This is a genomic window from Acinetobacter sp. FDAARGOS_724 (assembly GCF_013364475.1).
Lineage (GTDB): Bacteria > Pseudomonadota > Gammaproteobacteria > Pseudomonadales > Moraxellaceae > Acinetobacter > Acinetobacter variabilis.
In genome coordinates, this window is record NZ_CP054908.1 from 2,198,995 (window position 1) to 2,221,895 (window position 22,901).

23 protein-coding genes are annotated in these 22,901 nt (G+C 42.6%); 19 read left to right on the top strand and 4 right to left on the bottom strand.

Annotated features, from left to right (window positions below; translation table 11 throughout):
• The first annotated feature begins 76 nt into the window (after positions 1-76).
• The 12 genes from ureG (at position 77) to FOC32_RS11790 (ending at position 10,116) form a co-directional block, all read left to right on the top strand.
• Positions 77-691: an urease accessory protein UreG gene (ureG, locus tag FOC32_RS11735; protein WP_004785864.1), complete on the top strand. Its 615-nt coding sequence runs from the start codon at positions 77-79 to the stop codon at positions 689-691.
• A 13-nt stretch (positions 692-704) separates the two neighbouring features.
• Positions 705-1,271: a HupE/UreJ family protein gene (locus FOC32_RS11740; protein ID WP_005235567.1), complete on the top strand. Its 567-nt coding sequence runs from the start codon at positions 705-707 to the stop codon at positions 1,269-1,271.
• Positions 1,272-1,314: 43 nt separating this feature from the next.
• Positions 1,315-2,190 (top strand): urease accessory protein UreD, encoded by an 876-nt coding sequence (locus tag FOC32_RS11745; RefSeq protein WP_175967558.1) that lies wholly within the window; start codon positions 1,315-1,317, stop codon positions 2,188-2,190.
• A gap of 162 nt (positions 2,191-2,352) precedes the next feature.
• Complete coding sequence (ureA, locus tag FOC32_RS11750) at positions 2,353-2,655, top strand: urease subunit gamma (protein WP_175967559.1); 303 nt, start codon at positions 2,353-2,355, stop codon at positions 2,653-2,655.
• A gap of 9 nt (positions 2,656-2,664) precedes the next feature.
• Positions 2,665-2,976, top strand: a complete 312-nt coding sequence (locus tag FOC32_RS11755; RefSeq protein ID WP_004785857.1) for an urease subunit beta — start codon at positions 2,665-2,667, stop codon at positions 2,974-2,976.
• 33 nt (positions 2,977-3,009) lie between these two features.
• Positions 3,010-4,710: an urease subunit alpha gene (ureC, locus tag FOC32_RS11760; protein WP_175967561.1), complete on the top strand. Its 1,701-nt coding sequence runs from the start codon at positions 3,010-3,012 to the stop codon at positions 4,708-4,710.
• A gap of 52 nt (positions 4,711-4,762) precedes the next feature.
• Positions 4,763-5,884 (top strand): hypothetical protein, encoded by a 1,122-nt coding sequence (locus tag FOC32_RS17035; protein ID WP_175967563.1) that lies wholly within the window; start codon positions 4,763-4,765, stop codon positions 5,882-5,884.
• Positions 5,885-5,962: 78 nt separating this feature from the next.
• Positions 5,963-6,928, top strand: a complete 966-nt coding sequence (gene puuE, locus FOC32_RS11770) for an allantoinase PuuE (protein ID WP_175967565.1) — start codon at positions 5,963-5,965, stop codon at positions 6,926-6,928.
• A gap of 142 nt (positions 6,929-7,070) precedes the next feature.
• Complete coding sequence (gene uraD, locus FOC32_RS11775; RefSeq protein WP_175967567.1) at positions 7,071-7,574, top strand: 2-oxo-4-hydroxy-4-carboxy-5-ureidoimidazoline decarboxylase; 504 nt, start codon at positions 7,071-7,073, stop codon at positions 7,572-7,574.
• Positions 7,571-7,891, top strand: a complete 321-nt coding sequence (gene uraH / locus FOC32_RS11780) for a hydroxyisourate hydrolase (RefSeq protein ID WP_005235589.1) — start codon at positions 7,571-7,573, stop codon at positions 7,889-7,891. Before uraD ends, uraH begins: the two co-directional genes overlap by 4 nt.
• A gap of 34 nt (positions 7,892-7,925) precedes the next feature.
• Positions 7,926-9,281, top strand: a complete 1,356-nt coding sequence (locus FOC32_RS11785; RefSeq protein ID WP_175967569.1) for a nucleobase:cation symporter-2 family protein — start codon at positions 7,926-7,928, stop codon at positions 9,279-9,281.
• Between the two features lie 121 nt (positions 9,282-9,402).
• Positions 9,403-10,116: an outer membrane protein OmpK gene (locus tag FOC32_RS11790; protein WP_005235592.1), complete on the top strand. Its 714-nt coding sequence runs from the start codon at positions 9,403-9,405 to the stop codon at positions 10,114-10,116.
• 53 nt (positions 10,117-10,169) lie between these two features.
• Here FOC32_RS11790 and FOC32_RS11795 read toward each other — a convergent pair whose 3' ends face one another.
• Both FOC32_RS11795 and alc read right to left on the bottom strand, forming a co-directional pair.
• Positions 10,170-10,667 carry an ureidoglycolate lyase gene (locus FOC32_RS11795; RefSeq protein ID WP_175967571.1) on the bottom strand — a complete coding sequence of 166 codons (498 nt, stop codon included), beginning with the start codon at positions 10,665-10,667 and terminating at the stop codon, positions 10,170-10,172.
• Positions 10,668-10,679: 12 nt separating this feature from the next.
• Positions 10,680-11,684: an allantoicase gene (gene alc / locus FOC32_RS11800; RefSeq protein ID WP_125278689.1), complete on the bottom strand. Its 1,005-nt coding sequence runs from the start codon at positions 11,682-11,684 to the stop codon at positions 10,680-10,682.
• Between the two features lie 213 nt (positions 11,685-11,897).
• Here alc and hpxO point away from each other — a divergent pair, with 213 nt between their 5' ends.
• Complete coding sequence (hpxO, locus tag FOC32_RS11805; protein ID WP_175967573.1) at positions 11,898-13,055, top strand: FAD-dependent urate hydroxylase HpxO; 1,158 nt, start codon at positions 11,898-11,900, stop codon at positions 13,053-13,055.
• An 85-nt stretch (positions 13,056-13,140) separates the two neighbouring features.
• Here the strand turns inward: hpxO and FOC32_RS11810 are convergent, their stop codons facing one another.
• Positions 13,141-14,493 (bottom strand): 8-oxoguanine deaminase, encoded by a 1,353-nt coding sequence (locus tag FOC32_RS11810; RefSeq protein WP_175967575.1) that lies wholly within the window; start codon positions 14,491-14,493, stop codon positions 13,141-13,143.
• A gap of 39 nt (positions 14,494-14,532) precedes the next feature.
• A complete protein-coding gene (locus tag FOC32_RS11815; protein WP_175967577.1) occupies positions 14,533-15,474 on the bottom strand; it encodes a LysR family transcriptional regulator in 942 nt (313 codons plus the stop codon).
• A gap of 280 nt (positions 15,475-15,754) precedes the next feature.
• On the opposite strand from FOC32_RS11815, the gene FOC32_RS11820 reads away from it, so the two are divergent.
• The 6 genes from FOC32_RS11820 to FOC32_RS11845 all read left to right on the top strand — a co-directional run bounded on the left by FOC32_RS11820 (position 15,755) and on the right by FOC32_RS11845 (position 22,897).
• Complete coding sequence (locus FOC32_RS11820; RefSeq protein WP_175967579.1) at positions 15,755-16,810, top strand: aromatic ring-hydroxylating oxygenase subunit alpha; 1,056 nt, start codon at positions 15,755-15,757, stop codon at positions 16,808-16,810.
• Positions 16,811-16,928: 118 nt separating this feature from the next.
• Positions 16,929-17,414 carry a nucleoside deaminase gene (locus FOC32_RS11825; RefSeq protein WP_175967582.1) on the top strand — a complete coding sequence of 162 codons (486 nt, stop codon included), beginning with the start codon at positions 16,929-16,931 and terminating at the stop codon, positions 17,412-17,414.
• A 683-nt stretch (positions 17,415-18,097) separates the two neighbouring features.
• Complete coding sequence (locus FOC32_RS11830) at positions 18,098-19,129, top strand: BMP family ABC transporter substrate-binding protein (protein ID WP_228761304.1); 1,032 nt, start codon at positions 18,098-18,100, stop codon at positions 19,127-19,129.
• Positions 19,130-19,240: 111 nt separating this feature from the next.
• Positions 19,241-20,842 carry an ABC transporter ATP-binding protein gene (locus FOC32_RS11835; RefSeq protein WP_175967586.1) on the top strand — a complete coding sequence of 534 codons (1,602 nt, stop codon included), beginning with the start codon at positions 19,241-19,243 and terminating at the stop codon, positions 20,840-20,842.
• A gap of 15 nt (positions 20,843-20,857) precedes the next feature.
• Complete coding sequence (locus tag FOC32_RS11840; protein ID WP_125278683.1) at positions 20,858-21,952, top strand: ABC transporter permease; 1,095 nt, start codon at positions 20,858-20,860, stop codon at positions 21,950-21,952.
• A gap of 24 nt (positions 21,953-21,976) precedes the next feature.
• A complete protein-coding gene (locus FOC32_RS11845; RefSeq protein ID WP_159123035.1) occupies positions 21,977-22,897 on the top strand; it encodes an ABC transporter permease in 921 nt (306 codons plus the stop codon).
• Positions 22,898-22,901: the final 4 nt, after the last annotated feature.

Here is a 22,901-nt window from a genome sequence, read left to right on the forward strand (position 1 = left end):
AGACCAGAGCAGCAGTAAAAAGATTGAAAAGCATCATTAAAACTGGTGCCAAGAAATTGTAAAAAAGGAAATCAACATGTCAGAACGTAGTCCATTACGCGTTGGAATTGGTGGTCCGGTTGGATCAGGTAAAACGGCTTTAACCCTGAATTTATGTCTTGCACTGCGTGAAAAATACAATATGGCAGTGGTGACCAATGACATCTACACCAAAGAAGACTCGAACTTTTTAACCCGTCATGAAGCGATGTCGCCAGACCGTATCGTGGGTGTAGAAACAGGTGGTTGCCCACATACTGCGATTCGTGAAGATGCGTCCATTAACCTAGCTGCGATTGATGATTTGTGTGAAAAGTTTGATGGGCTGGAGCTGATCATTATTGAAAGTGGTGGCGATAACCTTGCGGCAACCTTTAGCCCGGAATTATCTGATCTCACTTTATACGTGATCGATGTTGCCGGTGGCGAGAAAATTCCACGTAAAGGTGGTCCTGGAATTACCAAGTCGGATTTGCTGATTATCAATAAAACAGATTTGGCGCCAATGGTCGGTGCCAGCCTGGAGGTGATGGATCAGGACGCGAAGCGGATGCGTGGCGATAAACCATTTTTATTTTCTAATATGAAAACACAAGATGGCTTGAACGAGATTATCAGCTTTATCGAAAAACAAGGTTTATTTAAGTCTTAAGGGGAAATTCATCATGCGTCTATTCAAACAGTTACTGGTCGCAGGTATTGCTGCTTTACCTATGTTGGCAATGGCTCACGCGGGACATGACCATCACAATGGATTCTGGTCTGGCTTTGTCCATCCTTTTACCGGTTTAGATCACCTGATGATGGCAATTGCTTTTGGTGTATTGATGTGGACTACAAATCAGCGCTGGAAAATCACGGGTCTCATCGGTCTGGCAGTAGCGATGGTTGCAGGCTTTGTGCTCGGTAGCAAGGGTCTGCTTTCAACTTCACTGGCTGAGTCAGGCATCATCGCTTCACTGGTCATTTTAGCTGTTGCGCTGTGGACTAAATCGAATAAGGTTTTGCCTGTCGCTGCAATTTTATTGGCCAGCTTCCACGGCGTAGCGCATGGAAGTGAACTGGGTCAAGGTGGACATGTATCGCTATTAATTGTCGGTATGGTTTCAGCAATGGCTTTGATTTATGGTGCAGGCTTGGCTCTAGGTGCATTCGTGAAAAAATATGTGCCTTATGGCAAGCAGATCGTTGGTGGTCTAGCTGCAGTTGTTGCTGTCATTGGCCTGGCTTAATGCCTGGAAAATCATTTTCAGATGATATTGGATTGATTTGTTGATGTACGAACTGGCAGAAAAAAGCACGCAGCAGAACTTATGGTATGCACGTCTGGAAATGGGATTTCAGGCGCAGCAACAGACTGCGCGAACCATTTTGCAACATCGCAAGCATCATGGACCGGTACGCATCCAGAAAATGTTATGGCCAGAAGCCAGTGGGATTTGCCATGCCATTATCGTGCATCCGCCAGCAGGGATTGCCGGTGGGGATCATCTCACTTTTGATATGCAGGTAGATGCCAATGCTCATGCCTTGGTGACCACACCAGGCGCAGGTAAATGGTACAGAACCAATGGCAAGCAGGCTTTTCAGCATATTCACATCCGTTTAAATGACAATGCGATTTTCGAATGGCTACCTCAAGAAACCATGTTATTTGATGGGGCTAATGCCAGTTCCGAAACAATCGTCCATTTAGATGCAGCAGCCAGTTTTATTGGTTGGGATATGCTGGTGATCGGCCGTCAGGCACGAGATGAACAGTTTGCACAGGGGGCTTATCAAAACCGTTTTCAGCTTTGGCGTAAAGACAAATTGCTGGTTGCAGATACCTTGAATTTTAAAGGCAATGACCGCTGGCTCAGTTCGTGTCTAGGCATGAATGGACATGCGGTGATGGGCAGCTTCTGGGCTGTACCGCCTGAAAAATACCGTGCGAGTTTTTATCTGGAACAGCATCTCGATTTGATTCGTGAGCTCATTATGCGGATGGATGTACCGATTACCTTGACTTTGCTTGGCGATGTAATTAGTGCACGTTTTCTGGGAGATGATGTCCGTCAATGCCATGATGGTTTTGCTGCAATTCGCGCTCGATTAAGACGTTACTGGTTCGGTCTGGATGAGGCATTTCCGAGAATTTGGCGGACGTAATCCTTTAATTCCCTCTCCTTATAGGAGAGGGTTAGGGAGAGGTGATTAAACATTTATTAAAACCCTCCCTCTAACTCCCTCCCAAAGGGAGAGAGAACACCAAATATCGAATCTTGCACATATTTTGCTTAGAAATACATATATATCAATGAGGAACCAGTTATGGAACTCAACCCTACAGAAAAAGATAAACTGCTGATTTTTACTGCGGGTCTGGTGGCAGAGCGTCGTAAAGCTCGTGGTTTAAAACTGAATTATCCAGAAGCCATTGCCTATATTTCTGCGGCATTGCTTGAAGGTGCGCGTGATGGCATGACGGTCAGTGAATTAATGCATTACGGTACGACCTTATTGACACGTGATGATGTCATGGAAGGCATTGCGGAAATGATTGCAGAAGTGCAGGTCGAGGCAACCTTTCCAGATGGATCAAAGCTGGTCACTGTCCATCAACCGATCGTATAGGAGCAGCATATGATTCCAGGGGAAATTTTTACACCTGAGAGCGATATTGAAATGAATGTCGGTCGGGAAATCTTGAAAGTGACTGTTGCTAATATTGGTGATCGACCGATTCAGGTCGGATCACACTTTCACTTTGCTGAAGCCAATGATGCCTTGCAATTTGATCGTGAGCTTGCCAAAGGCTTTCGCTTAAATATTGCTGCTGGTACGGCGATTCGTTTTGAGCCAGGGCAAAAACGTGATGTGGAATTGGTTGCACTAGCAGGTAAACGTGAGGTTTACGGTTTCGCCGGGCGAATCATGGGCAAGCTCGATTCATAAAAATTGCAGCAGAATTATAAAGGTTTATAAATCATGAAAATGTCACGTCGTGCTTATGCCGAAATGTTTGGACCGACTGTAGGAGATCGTGTTCGTCTAGCTGATACTGAATTATTCATTGAAGTCGAACAGGATTTCACCACTTATGGTGAAGAAGTTAAATTTGGTGGCGGCAAGGTCATTCGTGATGGTATGGGTCAATCACAACTTTTGTCATCTGAAGTGGCTGACACTGTCATTACAAATGCGCTGATTGTCGACTGGTGGGGCATTGTTAAAGCAGATATAGGCTTAAAAAATGGTCGAATCTGGAAAATCGGTAAAGCCGGTAATCCGGATATTCAGCCAAATATTACTATTCCACTTGGCGCGGCTACAGAAGTCATTGCTGGCGAAGGACAAATATTAACAGCTGGTGGAATTGATACCCATATTCACTGGATCTGTCCGCAGCAAGTTGAAACGGCACTGATGTCTGGCACAACCACGATGGTCGGCGGCGGTACAGGTCCGGCAGCTGGAACTTCTGCGACAACCGTGACTCCAGGGCCTTGGCATATTGCCACAATGCTACAAGCGATTGATGATTTACCAATGAATATCGGTTTATTGGGTAAAGGCAACTTAAGCCAGCCAGAGCCAATTGCAGAACAAATCAAAGCTGGTGTTGTTGGTTTAAAATTACATGAAGATTGGGGTTCTACACCTGCAGCGATTGATAACTGTTTGACTGTAGCCGACCAGTACGATGTGCAAGTGGCCATCCACACTGACACACTAAACGAAAGTGGCTTTCTGGAAGAAACTTTGGCAGCTTTTAAAAATCGAACCATTCATACTTACCATACCGAAGGTGCAGGTGGCGGACATGCACCGGACATTCTAAAAGCCATTGGTCAACTGAATGTATTACCATCTTCAACTAATCCAACCCGTCCATATACCGTCAATACCATTGATGAACATCTGGACATGTTGATGGTTTGTCATCATCTCGATCCAGCGATTGCAGAAGATGTGGCCTTTGCAGAAAGTCGTATCCGCCGTGAAACCATTGCTGCAGAAGATATATTGCAGGATATGGGCGCGATTGCCATGATGTCATCAGACTCTCAGGCGATGGGACGCGTCGGTGAAGTAATTTTACGGACTTGGCAAACGGCGCATAAAATGAAAGTGCAACGTGGGCCTTTGGAAGGTGATACAGCCTATAAAGACAATAACCGGGTCAAACGTTATATCGCCAAATATACGATTAATCCTGCAATTACTCACGGTTTAAGCCATGAAATCGGCTCTGTTGAAGAAGGTAAGTTAGCCGATCTGGTACTGTGGAAACCTGCATTCTTTGGGGTGAAACCATCCATGATTATTAAAGGTGGCATGATTGCAGCAGCACCAATGGGTGATATTAATGCTTCTATTCCAACACCACAGCCTGTGCATTATCGTCCGATGTTTGGGGCTTATCCACGTGGAGTGCATAACACCTGTATTACATTCTTGTCGCAAGTCGCAATTGAGAATGGCGTACATGAAAAATTAGGTCTGAAAAAGTTGATTTCACCCTGTAAGGCGACGCGCCAAGTAACCAAACAGGACATGAAACATAATAGTTACTGTCCTGTGATGGAAGTGCACCCAGAAACTTATGAGGTTCGTGCTGATGGTGTACATTTGACCTGTGAGCCAGCAGAAGTGCTGCCGATGGCGCAGAGGTATTTCTTGTTTTAAATGAATAAATAAATCAAGATGTCATTTTTACTACTATATCATGAGGGTGAAGATGACTTTTAAATTCGAAAGTCAGGAATTTAAGTCCACCTTTGAACAGGTCGAATTAATTGCAAAGAAGATAATAGAAACTGAAAATAATTCTAATGAAATTGTAAATATAGCTATCCACTTTTTGTCTGCTGCGCAGGTATTAAATATAAATACTGATCTTAGTGAATTCGATAAAATAATTGAATATAGTAGAAAACAACCAGTATCAAATTTCGTATCAGAAATTGGTAAAGCGCTTAAGGTTTATAAAGACACTAAGCAAGATAGCGATCTCCTTTATCTATTTGAACTGAGTTTGAATCTCATCAATATTTATTTTTCTGAGCTTACATTTATCTTAGGCGGAGTAAATGGTTCTATATCCATAGAAGTATCTAGCGTTAGCACCTTTGTAAGTGAAAAATATTTAAAACATCCCAAATTCGGTAGATATGTAAAATTTGCGGAAAGAGATTTACCATTTCAAATTTTTAAAGAGTTATTTCATTCAAGTAAAATTAAAAATTTAACTGAATTAAATAGCAATTTAAAACAAGCAAGTGAGTTGTTAGAAAAATGGGAAAAGTCATTTGAAATTAAGAAAAATACAGTTTTTCAATTGGAGCAAAAATTAGCAGAAACTAAATTAACATATGACTTTTTAGGTTTAAATAAAGGATTTCAGCAGCTTTACGAACAAAAAAAGGATGAATTAAAAGCAGCAAAAAATACATACGGATTCGTTGCAACAGCAATGTTCACAATCCCTTTTGCTGAGTTTGTAGCCCTGGTTGCAGCTTTCTTCTATTTTGATGGAAAAATACCTTCTAATATGTGGTTAGTTTCAATTCCATTTATTACTCTGATTTTAATAACTTTATATTTACTAAAAATCTCTCTTCAGGATAAACGTGCTATTCAATCTCAAATGATGCAACTTGAACTCCGTATGGCGTTATGCCAGTTTATTCATAATTATGCTGAGGATTCAGAGACATTACATAAGAAAAATTCAGTAGGTTTTGAAAAATTTGAGAATATTATTTTTTCTCCACTTGTCTCATCTGACGATAAGATTCCAACTACATTTGATGGTATGGAACAGTTGGCAAAACTAATAGGTGAATTTAGAAGAAATTAAATGATCCTTTTTGGCGCATAAATTGCTTGTCACGCTTATTCAATTTTACTGTTTGATATAACACATCAGGGATTAAACGTGACCAGTACATATTTACGCGGACAAGAACTCATAGATCAAATTCGAAACCAGCCTTATTCACGTGACTTGATTGGCTATCATGGTGATGTACCAAAAGTAGAATGGCCCAATCAGGCCCGTGTCGCAGTTCAGTTTGTACTGAATTATGAAGAAGGTGGTGAAAACCACGTTGAACATGGGGATGCCGGTTCAGAACAGTTTCTATCTGACATTATTGGCGCGGCCAGTTATCCAGACAAACACATGTCGATGGATTCCATGTATGAATATGGCTCACGTGCCGGCTTCTGGCGTATTCATAACGAGTTTAAAAAGCGTAATCTGCCAATGACTATATTCGGGGTTGGGATGGCTTTAATCCGCAACCCTTATATAGTCGAAGCGATTAAAGAAGCCAATTATGATGTAGTTTCACATGGTCAGCGCTGGGTACATTATCAGGACATGCCGATTGAACTTGAACGCCAATATATGGATCAGGCGATTAGCGTATTGGAAGCCCTGTTCGGCAAAGCACCAATCGGCTGGTATACCGGTCGGGATAGTCCAAATACCCGTCAATTACTGGCTGAATTTCCTCAGATTCAATATGACTGCGACAACTACGGAGATGACTTGCCATTTTGGAGCACATTGACCAATCGGGCAGGGGAAACACGCCCTCATTTGATCATCCCCTATACTTTAGAAAGCAATGATATGAAATTTAGTTCACCGGGCGGCTTTAATAGCGGGGAACAATTCTATCAATATTTAAAAGATGCCTTTGATGTACTCTATGCTGAAGGTGAAACTGAACCAAAAATGCTATCGATCGGGATGCATTGTCGTATTTTAGGGCGGCCGGGACGCTTTAAAGCCCTACAAAAGTTCCTCGATTATGTGCAAGGTCATGAAAAGGTCTGGATTTGCCGACGGGGTGATATTGCAGCACATTGGTATAAATATCACGCATCAAACTGAGAAAAATATATTAAAAAAGAGAACCTTGAGTTCTCTTTTTTTGCTTTATACATCATATAAAAATATAAGATCAAGACGATTTGGCACTGTTATTGCAAAACCTGTACTGAACCAAAAATGAATATCATCAGGCGATTTAATAGTGCAACTCGTTGAATTTAATCAGGCATCTCCAGAAGAGGCCATTACGTTTTTAAAGCACTGTGTGCAAATACCGAGCTGGTCGACCCAGATTGAAGCAAAGCGTCCTTATGCATCTGTTGAAGATATATTGAATATAGCCAGACAACAGGCTGCAACCTGGACCTGGGACGAAATCAAAGCAGCTTTGGATAATCATCCACGTATTGGTGAAAAAAAGGCACAGGCTGAATTAAGCGAAGTTGAAAAAAACTTTTCCAATCGTGAACAGGCTGCGATAACTCAGGACGAAGCAACTCAGCAAGCTTTGCTAGAAGGCAATATCGCTTATGAAAAAAAATACGGTTATATCTTCCTGATTAAAGCGGCTGGTCTAAATAGCCAAGAAGTGCTGAATGCCTTGAAAGATCGTTTAGCTAATGATCCGGAAACTGAAAAAGGTATTGTTCATACGCAACTGGCGGAAATCGCTTTATTAAGACTGTCACAGGAGCTGCAAGCATGATCAGCACTCATATCTTAGATACGCATCTCGGCAAACCTGCAGCACATGTTTTAATCAAACTCTTTGATGAAGAAGGTGAATTACTCGGAAAAGCATTTACCAATGCAGATGGTCGAGTCACAGATTTTGGTTTAACCGAATTTGAGGAAGGTAAATACAGTCTTGAATTTGCTACTTCTGATTATTTTGAAGGCTTAGGTCTAGAAACTTTCTTTCCTAAAGCAGTCATTCATTTTCAGGTGAAAGATGCCTCTCAGCACTTTCATATTCCTTTACTGATCAGCCCATTCGCGTACTCCACATATCGCGGAAGCTGATTTTTTTATTCAAGCTTTCAGGGAGAGAAAAAGAATGACAGAACAAAGCACAAACATTTCACCAGAACATGAATATCTGGGCGCAGGCAAAAGTGCAGCCTATGGCTTGCAACATGTATTGACCATGTACGGTGGTATTATCGCACCACCACTCATTGTGGGTACTGCCGCAGGTTTGGAAGCTACACAAATCGGTTTATTGATTGCGGCTGCATTGTTTGTTGGCGGTCTGGCTACGATTTTACAAACCATTGGAGTGAAATATATCGGGGCTAAATTGCCACTGGTACAAGGGGTTTCCTTTGCGGGTGTGGCGACGATGGTGGCGATTGTAACTACAGGTGGCGGCTTATCAGCTGTTTATGGTGCAGTCATCATAGCTTCATTAATTGGTTTCTTCCTTGCGCCTTATTTTTCTAGAATTATCCGTTTTTTCCCGCCAGTCGTGACCGGCTGTGTGATCACGATTATCGGTTTATCACTTTTACCCGTAGCCGTTCGCTGGATGATGGGGGGCAATAAAAATGCACCTGAATGGGGAAGTGTAGAAAATATCAGTTTGGCCGTGATGACCTTGGCCATTGTGATCTGTCTAAACTTGAGTAGAAATGCCTCGATTCGTCGCCTGTCTATTTTATTGGCGATCGTATTGGGTTCAGTGCTGGCTTATCTGTTTGGTTTTGGCGATTTTAGTAAAGTCGGCAATGGTGCATGGGTACAATTTCCGAGTTTCTTTGCTTTCGGCATGCCAACTTTTGAACTCAGTGCAATCATTTCCATGCTGATCGTCACGTTGGTGATTATGACTGAAACGACGGCTGATATTATTGCTGTAGGTGAAATTGTTGGAACCCAAGTAGATTCAGAACGTATTTCCAATGGTCTGCGTGCAGATATGTTCTCAAGTGCAGTTGCACCGATTTTTGGTTCATTCATGCAAAGTGCTTTTGCACAAAACGTCGGGCTGGTTGCCATTACCGGGATTAAAAGCCGTTTTGTGGTCGCTGCTGGCGGTATGATTTTAGTGGTTTTGGGATTACTTCCAATTATGGGCCGACTAATCGCCGCAATTCCGGTTCCGGTACTTGGTGGTGCAGGATTGGTGCTATTTGGTACAGTGGCTGCGAGTGGTATCCGCACCTTGGCGAAAATAGATTATAACGAGCAGAAAAATCTGATTATTGTTGCAACTTCAATTGCAGCCGGCATGATCCCGATTATTGACTATTCTTTCTATGCCAATTTCCCTAAATGGTTCCAAACCCTGTTCCATTCTGGCATCAGTTCAACCTGTTTAATGGCAATCCTTTTAAACATTCTGTTTAATCATCTGCCAATGTTTAAGTCAAAAACAGAGGTTCCGGAAAAGCTCGCAGAAACGCTGCATTAAAGTTTGATTTCCTCCATATGTCCATGCCAGTCATAGGCTTTTTTTATCAAAAATTAAAAAGTTGGCTTTGTTCTTGCTTAATCCAGAATGAGATTTTTAATTCCATTGGGGAACCTTATTTATGAAATTTACTCAAGTTGCTGCTGCAACATTACTTGCATGGGGTGCAGCATCTGCACAGGCAAAACCAGTCTGGCAGGATTTTAGCGTTACTGGGCTTTATGGGGAAAACTATGAAGTTGTAGATGAAAAACAGGCAACCCTAACTGTTGAATACGCTGCAAAAGTTAAATATGCAGATGTCTTCTTTTTCATTGACCGTATGCGTGGTTCTGACGATATTAAATCAAGCTATTTTGAATTTTCACCACGTTTAAGTCTGGGTGAAGTTTCAGGTCAAAAGCTGGCATTTGGTCCAGTGAAAGATGTTCTGGTAGCAACGACTTGGGAAGGTGGTGAAGGTTTTGATAACTTCCTGTACGGCGTAGGTTTCGACCTGGCTATTCCAAAATTCAATTATGCCAGCGTGAATCTTTATCGTGTAAATAACGAAAATATGGAAGACGACTATCAGCTCACCTTGACCTATGGTGTGCCATTTAAATTGGGTACTGAAGAATTCCTGGTAGATGGCTTCCTGGACTGGTCAACTGCTGAAGATGATCATGCGAGCGAGATGAACTGGACGACCCAGTGGAAATGGAATGTCGGCAAGCACATTTCTCCTGATACCAATTTATATCTCGGTATTGAGCATTCGGTTTGGAATAACAAATACGGTATTCCGGATGCAGATGAAAATAACGTGAGTGCTTTAGTGAAATATCATTTCTAAAATAAGAAATAAGAAATTAAAAAGCCCTTATCAATAAGGGCTTTTTAATGGGCTTAATTTTCGATAAAAATCTTTTCAGGAAAAGTATAAACATCACAGTTTGGACCAGTGCCGATCCGATCGATCACCACAAAATCACTCGGAGCTTCAAAGGTCAGCAAAGGATGATGCCAGGTACCGGCACGGTAATTTACACTTTGTGTACCATTACTGATAAAAGCCTGAATTTGACTGAGATCAGGCTTTTCATGATCCAGATTAGGCGCAACCACAATTAAAAATTTCTGGCCCTGCATCGGGATGAACGCTTGTGAACCGACAGGGTGACGTTCCAGCATTTCGATTGCAAAGGGAATGGCTGTAGTCTGAATATTTCTAAAAATACTTAGACCAACTTTAGCATCTGTTTCAGCAACCGCCAGAGCATGATAACGCTCGGTCTGCTGATCATTAATATGGAAAAAATCATTGCCTTCGCAGGCAATGACCTCGCCATAAGGCAAGAAACTTTCAGCAGTTAAGGGCTGTATTTTTATGGTTTGCATGCTCATAGATATAATTACTCAGGCAACTTTACCCCACAGTCGAATCCGGCTAATGCCACCATCCGGAATCATGTTCACCCGAATATGAGAAATTTTTCCCTGTTTTAAGATTTCCTCAACAAAGCTATGAATATGATCCATCTGCATCTCTTGTGCTTCAAGCAGGAATGGCCAGAACATACTTTGCGGAATTAACTGCTGGTCAGTCGCATCTTCAATATAAATCGCTTGGATAGAGACTTGAGCAGGAAAGTTACCTTTAAAATGCGCAGTATCAATCTCAATTTTTTCAATCTGGCCACTTTGACCCAAGGCCAGAATACACCAGTCAAAACCGGGTGCACGACGGCGCTTGGTTTCCCAGCCATCACCCATATTGATGCCACGCCCCGGATTAATCAGATTACGTGGATGACCAAAGTGTGCATCACTATAGGCAATGACACGACCGCCATTTTCCAGAGCGACCAGATCAATCACCTGATTACTGTCCTGAACCTGAATTTTTACTTCACCATAGACTTTAAAGCGAGCTACACCCCCGTCAGGGAAAATATTTAGGCGTACATGTGTAAAGACTTCGTCTGAATCAATATTAAAAATATGATGCTGGCTCGGACCTAATATACTGTTTGGTAAAATTGAGTGCCAGGTTGCGGTGCTTAAGTCACCATTTGGTGCATAGCAGGCTTCAACTGCAGCAGAAGCTGGATAGTTTCCGGTAAAGAATGTGGTATCAATATCTAGTGCTTTGATGGTTCCAGCTACCCCCAGTTTGACAATCGCCCAGTCATAGCCGGCATGACGCTTGCGGCGGGTTTCCCAGCCGTCCATCCATTTGCCATGATTATCAAATTTATCTTCAACAAAAATTGGTGCATCAAATTGCAACATTCGTTTTGCTTCAGCAAAAAAATCATCTGAACATTCAAGAATTTCTGCACCAATCCGGCTATCAGCCAGGTTAGTAAGCTGCTGGATATGGGCAGGGATCTCGAAAATAGGTGCAAATAATGTTGCCATAACTATATTCCATTCAAATTATGTTTAACGTGAATCTAATTTTTTATAAAAGTCTGTAATTCTGCTGAAAGACCTTATAAAAATAGGTTTTTAATGAATAGGTGAATGCACGGCTTGTGCCAACTTTTGAGAAAAATCAGTGCATTATTTTCGAAATGGCACGCTTTTAGCTACACAGGGAGGAAGAAACACAATTTTGAGAGGAGCAAATAGATGGAGATTACAATTATTGGTGCAGGGATGGGGGGATTGACCACAGGAATTGCACTAAAAAAGTTTGGGCATAAAGTCACCATCTATGAACAGGCAGAAAAGATTTTACCAGTGGGCGCGGCAATCTCACTTTGGTCAAATGGGGTAAAATGTTTGAATTATCTGGGCTTAACTGAGCAGGTGGCCAAGCTTGGCGGCCAGATGGATCAGTTGGCCTATATTGATGGCTTGACGGGCGACACCATGACCCAGTTCAGTTTATTGCCGTTAATTGAAGAAGTGGGACAGCGTCCATATCCGGTGGCACGTGCAGATTTACAAAACATGTTGATGGACGAGTTTGGCCGTGAAGATATTCAGCTTGGCAAGAAAATGATTGAGCTGCAAGAACAGGAAGATGGTGTCCTGGTTAAATTTGCGGATGCTACAGAAATCAAAACAGACCTACTGATTGGTGCAGATGGAACCCATTCCATTACCCGTGCCTATGTACTGGGTGAACAGGTTTCTCGTCGTTATGCCGGTTATGTCAACTGGAATGGTCTGGTAGAAATTTCAGAAAAGCTTACTCCAGCAGATCAATGGACCACATTTGTCGGACAAGGTAAGCGCGTTTCGCTGATGCCTGTGGCAGACGGAAAATTCTATTTCTTCTTTGATGTGCCGTTGCCGGTCGGTTTAGAGAATAATCGGGCAGAATATAAACCCTTGTTGAAACAGTATTTTGAAGGTTGGTGTGCGCCGGTTCAGCATCTGATTGATGCGCTGGATGAACAGAAAACCAATCGGGTTGAAATTCATGATATTGAACCATTTGCACAGTTCTATAAAGGTCGTGTTGTAATTGTTGGTGATGCCGCACATAGCACCACACCGGATATTGGTCAGGGTGGTTGTCAGGCCATGGAAGATGCAATCTATCTGGCTCGGTCTTTACAGATTAATACGCTGGGTCTGGAAGATGCCTTAAAACGCTATCAGAACAAACGCAATGAGCGTGCCAATGAGCTGGTCTTGCGTGCACGTAAACGCTGTGATGTGACACATATGAAAGATGAAGCCGTGACCAAAGAATGGTATGAGGAACTGCGTAAAGAGCAGGGACCACATATCATGAAAGGCATTATCAGTAATATTATTGGCAATCCTTTAGATTAATTCTGCGTTTAATCTCTTTGCAAAAAGCCCTTCATCTAGAAGGGCTTTTTTATATTTAAATAACAGAAATTCGCTAATAGATTTTTTAGGCAGCAAGTAAAGCTTTCGCTGCCTGATGATGTGCAGCCTGAACCGCTTCAAGATCCAGATTTAGAATTTCCTTGTTTTTAACCACCCATTGTCCATTGACCATGACATGTTCAGCACGATCTGCACCGCACAGTAACAAGCCGGCAATCGGATCATGAATCCCTGAAAAACGGACATCATCCAGACTATAAAAAGCCAAATCTGCCTGAAAATCTGCTGCGATTTGTCCTAGATGCTTTTCACGTCCCAATAACTGTGCCGAGCCTTGTGTGACCCAGGTTAAAGCACGTTCAGGCGTAATCACTTCTGCACCATATTTTAAACGCTGTAAATACATCGCCTGCCGAGCTTCCAGAATCAGGTTAGACGCATCACCTGAAGCAGAGCCATCCACACCCAGACCAATGACTGCACCTGCTTTCAGTAAATCGATGGTTGGACAAATCCCTGAAGCCAAACGCATATTGGAATGTGGACAATGACAGATACCGACCTGAGCCTGTCCTAAGCGTTGGATCTCATCGGCATTAAAATGAATGCCATGCGCCAGCCAAGTTCTAGAATTGAGCCAGCCTACACTTTCCAGATAATCGACGGTACGCATGCCAAATTTGGACAGGCAAAATTGTTCTTCATCCAGTGTTTCGGCCAGATGGGTATGCAGACGTACATCCAGTTTTTCTGCCAGTGCAGCACTTTCTCGCATAATCTCTTGGGTGACTGAAAATGGTGAACATGGTGCAAGCGCAATATTGACCATGGCATCAGCACTACGCTGGTGATATTTCTGCACCAGTCGTTCTGAGTCCAGCAGAATGGTGTCCATATCCTGTACGGTATGCTGTGGTGGCAAGCCACCAGAATCTTCACCCAGACTCATGGAACCACGGGTCAGCATCACACGAATCCCTAATTGTTTTGATGCTTCAACCTGAACATCAATGGCATCGGACAGCTGCTGTGGAAACAGATAATGGTGATCCGCAGCAAAGGTACAACCGGAAAGCAGTAATTCAGACAATGCTATTTGAGTGGCTAGATAATGCTGTTCAGTATTCAATTTGGCCCAGACCGGATATAAGGTTTTTAGCCACGGAAATAGCGGAGCATTGACCACAGGTGCCCAGGCACGGGTCAAGGTCTGATAAAAATGATGATGGCTATTAATCAGTCCCGGTATAATCACCAAATTCTGAGCATCAAAGAATTGGTCATAAGGTGATGCTGGGCTTTGTCCTAGAGCCACCAGTTCAATAATTTTGCCATCACGAATGACCAAGCCACCACGGGCATCCAGACCATTCGAGGTAAATACAGCAAGAGGATTTTTAATCCATAAGGTTGTCATATCTTATTTCCAATAAGTTTTATTTGTACTGCACATGAATCAGGCAGCACATGAGGCATTGAGCTGTTGTAATTTGATTTTTAAATCTTCCATCTGGTCGATCAGATGGTTCATCATAATTTGTGAGATTCGGGAAATTTGCCGTTTCGGTGCCACACAAAGAGCAAGGGTCAGCGGATGCATCCCTTTTTCAATAATCGGTTTAAATACCAGTTCATCACGTTCTAAATAAGGTAAGGCATCAATGTAGGACAATACTCCAATCCCTAAGTTGCGCTCTGCCAGAGAAGTAATCATGCGAATGTCATTACACTCCAGCTTTTGCTGCGGCATAAATTGATGATGTTTATACAGGCTATAAACATAGTCATGAATGATTAAAGGAGCACAGGGAATGAGATGCTTAAAGTTTAAAGTGTCGGAAAAATAGATTTTTTCTGCCTGAGCCAAAGGATGAGATTTAGCCATCACAAATCCCACCGGGATTTCCACAAAAGACATGACTTCGAGCTGATTATGACTTTTAGGATTGAGCAGAATGCCAAAATCAACTTCAGCATCCATAATCATTTTAGAGACGGTATCACTTTCCTGAATCTGGATATTGAAATTGATCCAGGGATAGTTTTCATACATGTATTGCAGGGAATCTAAAACGAAACCGTCACTGAGTGCCGCAATGAGTCCGAGTTCAATGCTGCCGCGCGATAAACCCTGAATTTCATCAAAACGTATACAGGTCTGTTGGAATTCTTTTTGCCATTTGAGTAGGTCGGCATAGAGCAATTCACCCGCTAATGTCAGCTTCAGGCCACTCGGCAACCGTTCAAACAGCACGATGCCAAATTCTTCTTCTGCCAGAGCGATCTGACGATGAATCGCGGAGACGGAAATATAAAGCTGATCAGCTGCTTTTCTTAGGCTGCCTGTTTTGGCTACGGCAATAAAATATTCTGAAAATCTTGAAAAAGTAATATTCATAAAATCACGTCAATCCACCTGCACATCGTTTTAATCACATAATTTTCAGCTAGAAACTAAGTGATTCTGGTTCTATCAAGTGGATAAGCGATTTCTGTGCCAATTTTCAAAGAAATGGAACAGTAAAAGTTTTGTGTTCTATTTTTTGGAACACGGGCTACGAAACATTCTAATAGACAGTAGAACAGGCATTTGGCTAATTTTATTAAAGAACAACAAGGCAGCTTAATGAAATAAAAATTTAAGCCGTTGTCATGCAATAAATATTTGTGAGTGAACTATGAATGCGATCCCGGTGCTTAATTTATTCAGTCAACCGCACTGTAGCGGCTTTGACCCATCAGACTGGAATATCCTGGCTCAGCATTGGTATCCAGTTGCCCGTATTCAGGATGTGAGTACTACGCCACAGCAGGTACAACTTCTGGATGTGAAGATGGCCCTATATCAAACTGAGAGTGGCAGTATTCATCTGGTTCGTGATATCTGTCCGCATCGTGGTGTGCCATTAACCAAAGGCTGGGTAAAGGATGAAGAAATCATTTGTCCTTATCACGGCTTGCATTACAACACTCAAGGAAAATGCACCAAAATACCGGCTCAACCAGAACTGACTAACATTTCGGATCGTTTTACCTTAACCAAGTTTCCAGTGGTCTTGAAATATGGTCTGGTCTGGACCAGCCTGTTTAGCCGAGATGAATCAGAAGCTAATTTCCCAGATTTAGATACTTGGGAGAGCGAAGAGCACCAATCGATCTTACCGCCATTTGTTGATATCGGCGGTTCAAGTGGCCGGCAGTTAGAAGGCTTTATTGATGTGGCGCATTTTGCCTGGGTGCATCATGAATCTTTTGCTTCACGTGATAACCCGATCGTGCAAAAGTATTCAACTATGCGCACCCCTTATGGCTTGCATACAGAATATGTCAGCGATGTCAGCAATTATCCGCATGGCTTGCAGCATCTGGCCCCAGAAGGATTCTTGTGGAAACGTGTGTTTGATGTCTATCCACCATTTTCAGCGATTTTAACAGTGCATTTTCCGGAAAATGGCATCCTGAAAATTCTGAATGCCTGCTGTCCGGTATCTCACAATAAAACCCGTTTATTTGTGCCATTGACCCGTAATTTTGATACGACTGGTGATCTGCAAGCGGTTTATGACTTTAACGCACAGATTTTTGCTGAAGATCAGGACATGGTCGAAAGCCAAAAACCAGAAGAATTACCTTTGGATATTACGATGGAAGCACATTTTGAAGCTGACCGGTCTTCGACAACTTATCGCCGCATTCTGGCGGAATGGGGTCTAAGCAAGCGCTATATTGTTTAAATTAAATTTCCTCCTTTATGCACCCTGGTCTGTTGGGGTGCTTTTTTATTCCATATATGTCGAAAATCCTCTTTTTAGAGGAGCTATGACCATTGAACTACTAATTTTAGAGTAATTTATGCCACAGCCTAGCCATGAGCAAATGCTATCTTTTTTAAGATTATCCAATGAGGTTGCCAAGCGGGCAATGTCTTTAGGCCATCATCCTTTTGGTGCGGTGCTGGTTGCACCTGATCATGAAACGGTTTTACTGACCCAATGTAATATTGATACGGTCAACCATGCAGAAAGTACTTTAGCCCGGATCGCAGCCAGCAATTTTACGCCGGATTATCTGGCTGAATGCACCTTATATACGGCAGTTGAACCTTGCTGCATGTGTTCTGGAACGATTTATTGGGCCAATATCGGACGGGTGGTCTATGCCATGACCGAAGAAAAATTATTGCAATGTACTGGAAACCACAATGAAAATCCGACCATGAGTGTTTCAGCTGCTTATGTCTTTACACATGGTCAGAAGAATATTGAGCTGATCGGGCCAATTACGGAGCTTGAACAGGAAACGGTTCAATTGCAAAAAGACTTCTGGTCATCTCGATGAAGCTTTGAAATTATTCTTTTTATAAGCCAGCTTCATTTTATTTATAAGACCATAAAAACAGATTTTCCGGATTGTAGGCTCACTTTAAAATGCTACAATCCAGCCTCTATTTTCTAAAAAATACTTTTCTTAATTTTCTATTTTTAAAAACCTATTTTTATCCATTCAGTACATTGCTAACTATAAGCCATTTATTGGCGCACACGATTTAGAGCTGACGCACTTATCTAGCGCAGATCAAAAGAAAATCACAAGAATTTTTAAATATTCAATCTTATTAACTTCTTAGTCTTGAGCTAAGTCTGGTTTTCTAGCAACTTTGCTCATTGACTTAGATTGATATCTATATTTCTCGGCTTATATTCTTAACTGTTCAACTTTTTTATACTCAATACTTGGTAGTAAATAATTGTAATTTATAAAAATAAATAAAAGAACAGATCATTCTAAAAATTATAAGTGTCTTGCAATCCACCTGTTCTATTTTTTGAACTGAATTGGAATAGAAGTTGCTAATTAATAGAAATATAGCAATCAGTAAAATTTTTGATTTCGATTCAGATCTTTTAAAGCCGCTATTTATAAAACTCAAATGGCATTCACGGAGGCAATTTATGCTGAATATGTCCAAACATAAAAAGATAATGAAAAAATTTTCACTGCCTGTAATTGCGGCTGCAATTATGGGTTTGGGGATCAGCAGTCAGAGCTTTGCAGTCGATAAAGCTGCATTTGTCTATATTGGACCAACCAGTGATCATGGCTGGACATATTCACATGATCAGGGGCGTATTAAAGCTGAAAAAGCTCTGGGCGGAAAATTCAAAACGACTTATATCGAAAATGTACCTGAAACGGCCGATGCTGAACGTGTGATTCGTAATCTGGCACAGCAGGGCAATAAAGTCATTTTTGCGACCTCTTTTGGTTATATGAACCAGATGGAAAAAGTCGCGAAACAGTTCCCCAATACCGTATTCATGCACGCGACCGGTTATAAGCAAGGTAAAAACCTAGGCATCTATGATGTGCGTACTTATGAAGGAGCTTACATGCTGGGTGTAGTGGCAGGGCAAACCACCAAAACCAACACCTTGGGCGTTGTAGCTTCATTCCCGATCCCGGAAGTGGTTCGTAATATTAATGCCTATACCTTAGGTGCACAAAGCGTCAATCCTAAAGTCAAAACCAAAGTGATCTGGGTGAACTCATGGTTTAACCCGGGTAAAGAACGTGATGCGGCTTTGGCGCTGATTTCTCAAAAAGCTGATGTGCTGATGCAAAACACAGATTCGCCAGCAGTCGTGCAAGCTGCCCAGCAAAAAGGCGTATATGCCTTTGGTTGGGATTCAGACATGAGCAAATTTGGTCCTAAAGCGCATCTGGCTGCTTCAGTATTGCACTGGGAAAAAATTTATACCCCAGCCATGCAGCAAGTGGCTAATAAAACCTGGAAACCTGCCGCTCTCTGGTATGGCGTAAAACAGGATGCAGTGAAAATTGAAAACTTCGGACCTGCTGTTCCTGCCAAGGTGAAACAGTCCGCTTTAAATGCACAAAGTGCGATTCATAAAGGCACATTACATCCATTCCAGGGTCCAATCTATAAACAGGATGGAACTTTGGTGATTACCAAAGGCAGCAAAATGACAGATGAAGCGCTTGGAAAAATGAACTTCTATGTGAAAGGGGTTGAAGGTTCATTACCTAAATAATTCTTTCACTATGTGTATGACTTAAAAATAAAAGAAAGTAAATCCTGAAAAACCATCCCCCAGTCCATGAATCACTTTATGGACTGGGCCAAAATGAGTGGAGACTGAGTTATGAGCGATCTGCCTCACATGTCAAATGACATCGAAACGTCATCGCTCAATGAGCAGCAAATTCCACGACTGGAGCTGATTAATATCAGCAAAAGCTATAACTCATTGAAAGCAAATGACAGTATTCATTTAAAAGTCCAACCTGGGCAAATTCATGCCATCTTGGGTGAAAACGGTGCTGGTAAAAGCACCTTGATGAAAATCATCTACGGCGCCACCAAAGCAGATAGCGGTCATATCGTCTGGAATGGCAAAGAAGTACAGATAGAAAGTCCATCCATGGCCAGAAAACTGGGCATTGGCATGGTGTATCAGCATTTCTCGCTGTTTGAAACCATGACCGTGGCTGAAAATATTTTATTAGGTTTGGATGAGAAAATAGATTTAAAAAGCTTAGCGGCTAAAATTACCGAAGTATCAGAACAATATGGCTTGCCGGTAGATCCACGGCGTGAAGTTTTTTCTTTATCGGTTGGTGAGCGACAACGGGTCGAAATTATCCGCTGTCTACTCCAAAATCCTTCCTTACTCATTTTAGATGAACCAACTTCAGTCTTAACTCCACAAGCTGTACGTCAGTTATTTAAAACTTTGCGACTGGTGGCTTCGCAAGGTGTTTCAATTCTTTATATCAGCCATAAATTACATGAAATCAAAGAACTCTGTGATGAAGCAACGATTCTGCGTAATGGCAAAGTCACCGGCTATGTATTGCCTTCTGAAAATAGTACCAGTGAACTGGCCAAATTAATGATTGGCCGGGAATTGCCGACTTATGCGCATGCTGCATATACAGGCGAACATCACACGCTGTTTCAGGTGAAAAACCTGAATTACGAAACTGATGATCCTTTTGGCGTGTCCTTATCCAATATTCAACTTAACCTGAATTCGGGTGAAATTCTGGGCATTGCCGGTATTTCGGGTAATGGTCAATCTGAATTACTAGCACTGCTTTCCGGTGAGCAAACGGCGAAAAGAGGTCAGGTTTTTCTACTAGATCATGACATTTCTGAACTCAGTGCAGGCCAGCGGCGTGATTTAGGCTTGGGTTTTGTCCCGGAAGAGCGTTTAGGTCGTGGTGCTGTGCCGAATATGACGCTGGCACAAAACACCCTGTTAACTGCCTTTCGTCAGGGTTTAAACAAATGGGGCTTTATCCAGTTTGAGAAAACTGTCACTTTTGCCCAGCAATGTATCGAAAAATTCGGGGTAAAAGCTGCAGGACCACAAGCGGAAGCGCGCAGCCTTTCGGGCGGGAATCTGCAAAAATTTATTGTGGGGCGTGAAATCCTGCAACAGCCCAAAGTATTAATTATTTCCCAGCCAACCTGGGGTGTTGATGTCGGTGCATCGATGTTTATCCGTCAAACCCTGATTGATCTTTCCCGTCAAGGTGTTGCGATTTTAGTGATTTCAGAAGAGCTGGAAGAGCTGTTTGAAATTAGCGACCAGATTTGTGTTCTGGCTGGTGGAAAGCTGTCGGCACCTGTCCCGGCTAAAAATACCAATGCAGAACAGATTGGCCTGCTCATGTCAGGTATTCAGGCAGATCCAGCAATATTAGCTGAATCCGAGCCTGTCCATGAAGCGCATGCGTAGAGAAGAGGTGTAAATATGCATTTATTAGAACCTAGAGAACATCCTTCTCAATTAATGAAATGGCTCTCACCTGTGCTTGCATTACTCGCCATGCTGGCGGTAGGTAGCCTATTGTTTTTAATGCTTGGAGTGAATCCTGCTCAGGCTTTATATATCTTTTTTATTGAGCCGCTAAGCTCAGTCTATAACCTGAGTGAACTGATAATTAAAGCCAGTCCGCTGATTTTAATTGCCTTGGGTCTGGCTGTTGGGTTTCGTGCCCGTCTGTTTAATATTGGTGCTGAGGGGCAGTTGGCTATGGGGGCCATCTTTGGCGGTGGTATTGCCATCCTGTTTCATGAGCAGATCGGCTGGTGGATTTTACCTTTGATGGTGATTATGGGTGCGATTGGTGGTGCAATTTGGGGCCTGATTCCAGCGCTGCTAAAAACCCATTTTAATGCGCAAGAAACCTTGACCACCTTAATGATGAACTATGTGGCATTTTTCCTGCTGATGTATCTGGTCAATGGTCCATGGCGTGATCCAGATGGCATGAACTTTCCACAATCCTTAATGTTCTCGGAAAGCGCGACCCTGCCGCTGATTATGGAAGGCACACGGATTAACGCCTCAATTTTTATCACGATCATCGCAGTGGTGCTGTTCTGGGTTTTTATCCGTAAGAGTCTGATGGCTTATAAACTGGAAGTCAGTGGTCAGGCACCTTTGGCAGCTCAATATGCAGGATTTTCAGCAAAAAAAGCCATCTGGTTAAGTTTGGGAATTTCAGGTCTGATGGCGGGGATTGCCGGAATCTGTGAAGTTGCAGGTCCAATCGGCCAGCTCAATCCGAATATTTCACCAGGTTATGGTTATGCAGCCATTATTGTGGCTTATCTGGGCCGACTAAATCCCATTGGAATCGTACTTTCAGGTTTCCTGATGGCGCTGATCTATTTAGGTGGCGAACTGGCACAAATGCAGTTGCAACTCCCAGTCGCGATTACCGGAATTTTCCAGGGCCTGCTTTTATTTTTCCTGTTGGCTTCAGATGCCCTGATTGAAAACCGCTACCGTTTTACCAAAAAGAAAATCAAAAAAACCATGACCACTGCGCAAGCAGCCTGATCCAGACAGAAGAAGGATAACAACATGAGTATTGAATTAACCGCAATTGTTGCCGGAACTGTCGCTGCGGCAACGCCATTGATCTTTGCCGGGCTGGGTGAGCTAGTAGCAGAGCGTACCGGTGTCATCAATCTTGGGGTAGAAGGCATGATGCTGGTCGGTGCCATTGCCGGATTTGCATTCGCTAGCCAGTATGAAGCCAGTGTCGCCAGTGCCTTATTTATGGGCGGATTGGCAGGCACATTGATGGCACTGATTTTTGCATTTTTTACCTTATCTTTAAGCACCAACCAATCCGCCTGTGGTCTGGCACTCACTATTTTTGGGATTGGGATTTCAGCCTTTCTGGGACAGAATTATGTCAGTACTGCCTTACCGGGTCTGGAAAACTTAAAAATTCCGGGACTCGCAGATATTCCATTCATAGGGCCAGTCCTGTTCCAGCAAAACTATGTGGTGTATCTGTCCATACTTGCTTTTGTGCTGGTGTGGTGGGTACTGAGTAAAACCCGTTTAGGCCTGTTACTGAAAGCAGTAGGGGAATCTCCGGAAAGCGCACATGCCATGGGCTATAACGTGCTGGCGATTCGCTATGGTGCAGTCATGTTTGGCGGTGCAATGGCTGGTATTGGTGGTGCATTCTTGTCGACGGTTTATACGCCGATGTGGATTGAAAATATGGTTGCAGGACGTGGCTGGATTGCAATTGCATTAGTGGTTTTTGCTGCATGGAAACCGACGCGTTTGATGTTGGGTGCCTATCTGTTTGGTGGTGTAACGATTTTGCAGTTTCATGCCCAGGCTCTGGGTCTAGAAGTACCGAATGAACTGTTATCGGCATTGCCATATATCGCAACCATTGTCGTCTTAGTCCTCATTTCACGCGACAAGAAGTTATTGAAACTCAATTTACCAGCATCACTCGGTAAAACCTTTAGCCCTTAACCGG

Excerpts from the sequence above, each read along its gene's own strand:
- ureG (WP_004785864.1), top strand. The coding sequence starts at position 77 with ATGTCAGAACGTAGTCCATTACGCGTTGGAATTGGTGGTCCGGTTGGA.
- FOC32_RS11740 (WP_005235567.1), top strand. The coding sequence starts at position 705 with ATGCGTCTATTCAAACAGTTACTGGTCGCAGGTATTGCTGCTTTACCT.
- FOC32_RS11745 (WP_175967558.1), top strand. The coding sequence starts at position 1,315 with ATGTACGAACTGGCAGAAAAAAGCACGCAGCAGAACTTATGGTATGCA.
- ureA (WP_175967559.1), top strand. The coding sequence starts at position 2,353 with ATGGAACTCAACCCTACAGAAAAAGATAAACTGCTGATTTTTACTGCG.
- FOC32_RS11755 (WP_004785857.1), top strand. The coding sequence starts at position 2,665 with ATGATTCCAGGGGAAATTTTTACACCTGAGAGCGATATTGAAATGAAT.
- ureC (WP_175967561.1), top strand. The coding sequence starts at position 3,010 with ATGAAAATGTCACGTCGTGCTTATGCCGAAATGTTTGGACCGACTGTA.
- FOC32_RS17035 (WP_175967563.1), top strand. The coding sequence starts at position 4,763 with ATGACTTTTAAATTCGAAAGTCAGGAATTTAAGTCCACCTTTGAACAG.
- uraH (WP_005235589.1), top strand. The coding sequence starts at position 7,571 with ATGATCAGCACTCATATCTTAGATACGCATCTCGGCAAACCTGCAGCA.
- FOC32_RS11785 (WP_175967569.1), top strand. The coding sequence starts at position 7,926 with ATGACAGAACAAAGCACAAACATTTCACCAGAACATGAATATCTGGGC.
- FOC32_RS11790 (WP_005235592.1), top strand. The coding sequence starts at position 9,403 with ATGAAATTTACTCAAGTTGCTGCTGCAACATTACTTGCATGGGGTGCA.
- FOC32_RS11795 (WP_175967571.1), bottom strand. The coding sequence starts at position 10,667 with ATGAGCATGCAAACCATAAAAATACAGCCCTTAACTGCTGAAAGTTTC.
- alc (WP_125278689.1), bottom strand. The coding sequence starts at position 11,684 with ATGGCAACATTATTTGCACCTATTTTCGAGATCCCTGCCCATATCCAG.
- hpxO (WP_175967573.1), top strand. The coding sequence starts at position 11,898 with ATGGAGATTACAATTATTGGTGCAGGGATGGGGGGATTGACCACAGGA.
- FOC32_RS11810 (WP_175967575.1), bottom strand. The coding sequence starts at position 14,493 with ATGACAACCTTATGGATTAAAAATCCTCTTGCTGTATTTACCTCGAAT.
- FOC32_RS11815 (WP_175967577.1), bottom strand. The coding sequence starts at position 15,474 with ATGAATATTACTTTTTCAAGATTTTCAGAATATTTTATTGCCGTAGCC.
- FOC32_RS11820 (WP_175967579.1), top strand. The coding sequence starts at position 15,755 with ATGAATGCGATCCCGGTGCTTAATTTATTCAGTCAACCGCACTGTAGC.
- FOC32_RS11825 (WP_175967582.1), top strand. The coding sequence starts at position 16,929 with ATGCCACAGCCTAGCCATGAGCAAATGCTATCTTTTTTAAGATTATCC.
- FOC32_RS11830 (WP_228761304.1), top strand. The coding sequence starts at position 18,098 with ATGGGTTTGGGGATCAGCAGTCAGAGCTTTGCAGTCGATAAAGCTGCA.
- FOC32_RS11835 (WP_175967586.1), top strand. The coding sequence starts at position 19,241 with ATGAGCGATCTGCCTCACATGTCAAATGACATCGAAACGTCATCGCTC.
- FOC32_RS11840 (WP_125278683.1), top strand. The coding sequence starts at position 20,858 with ATGCATTTATTAGAACCTAGAGAACATCCTTCTCAATTAATGAAATGG.
- FOC32_RS11845 (WP_159123035.1), top strand. The coding sequence starts at position 21,977 with ATGAGTATTGAATTAACCGCAATTGTTGCCGGAACTGTCGCTGCGGCA.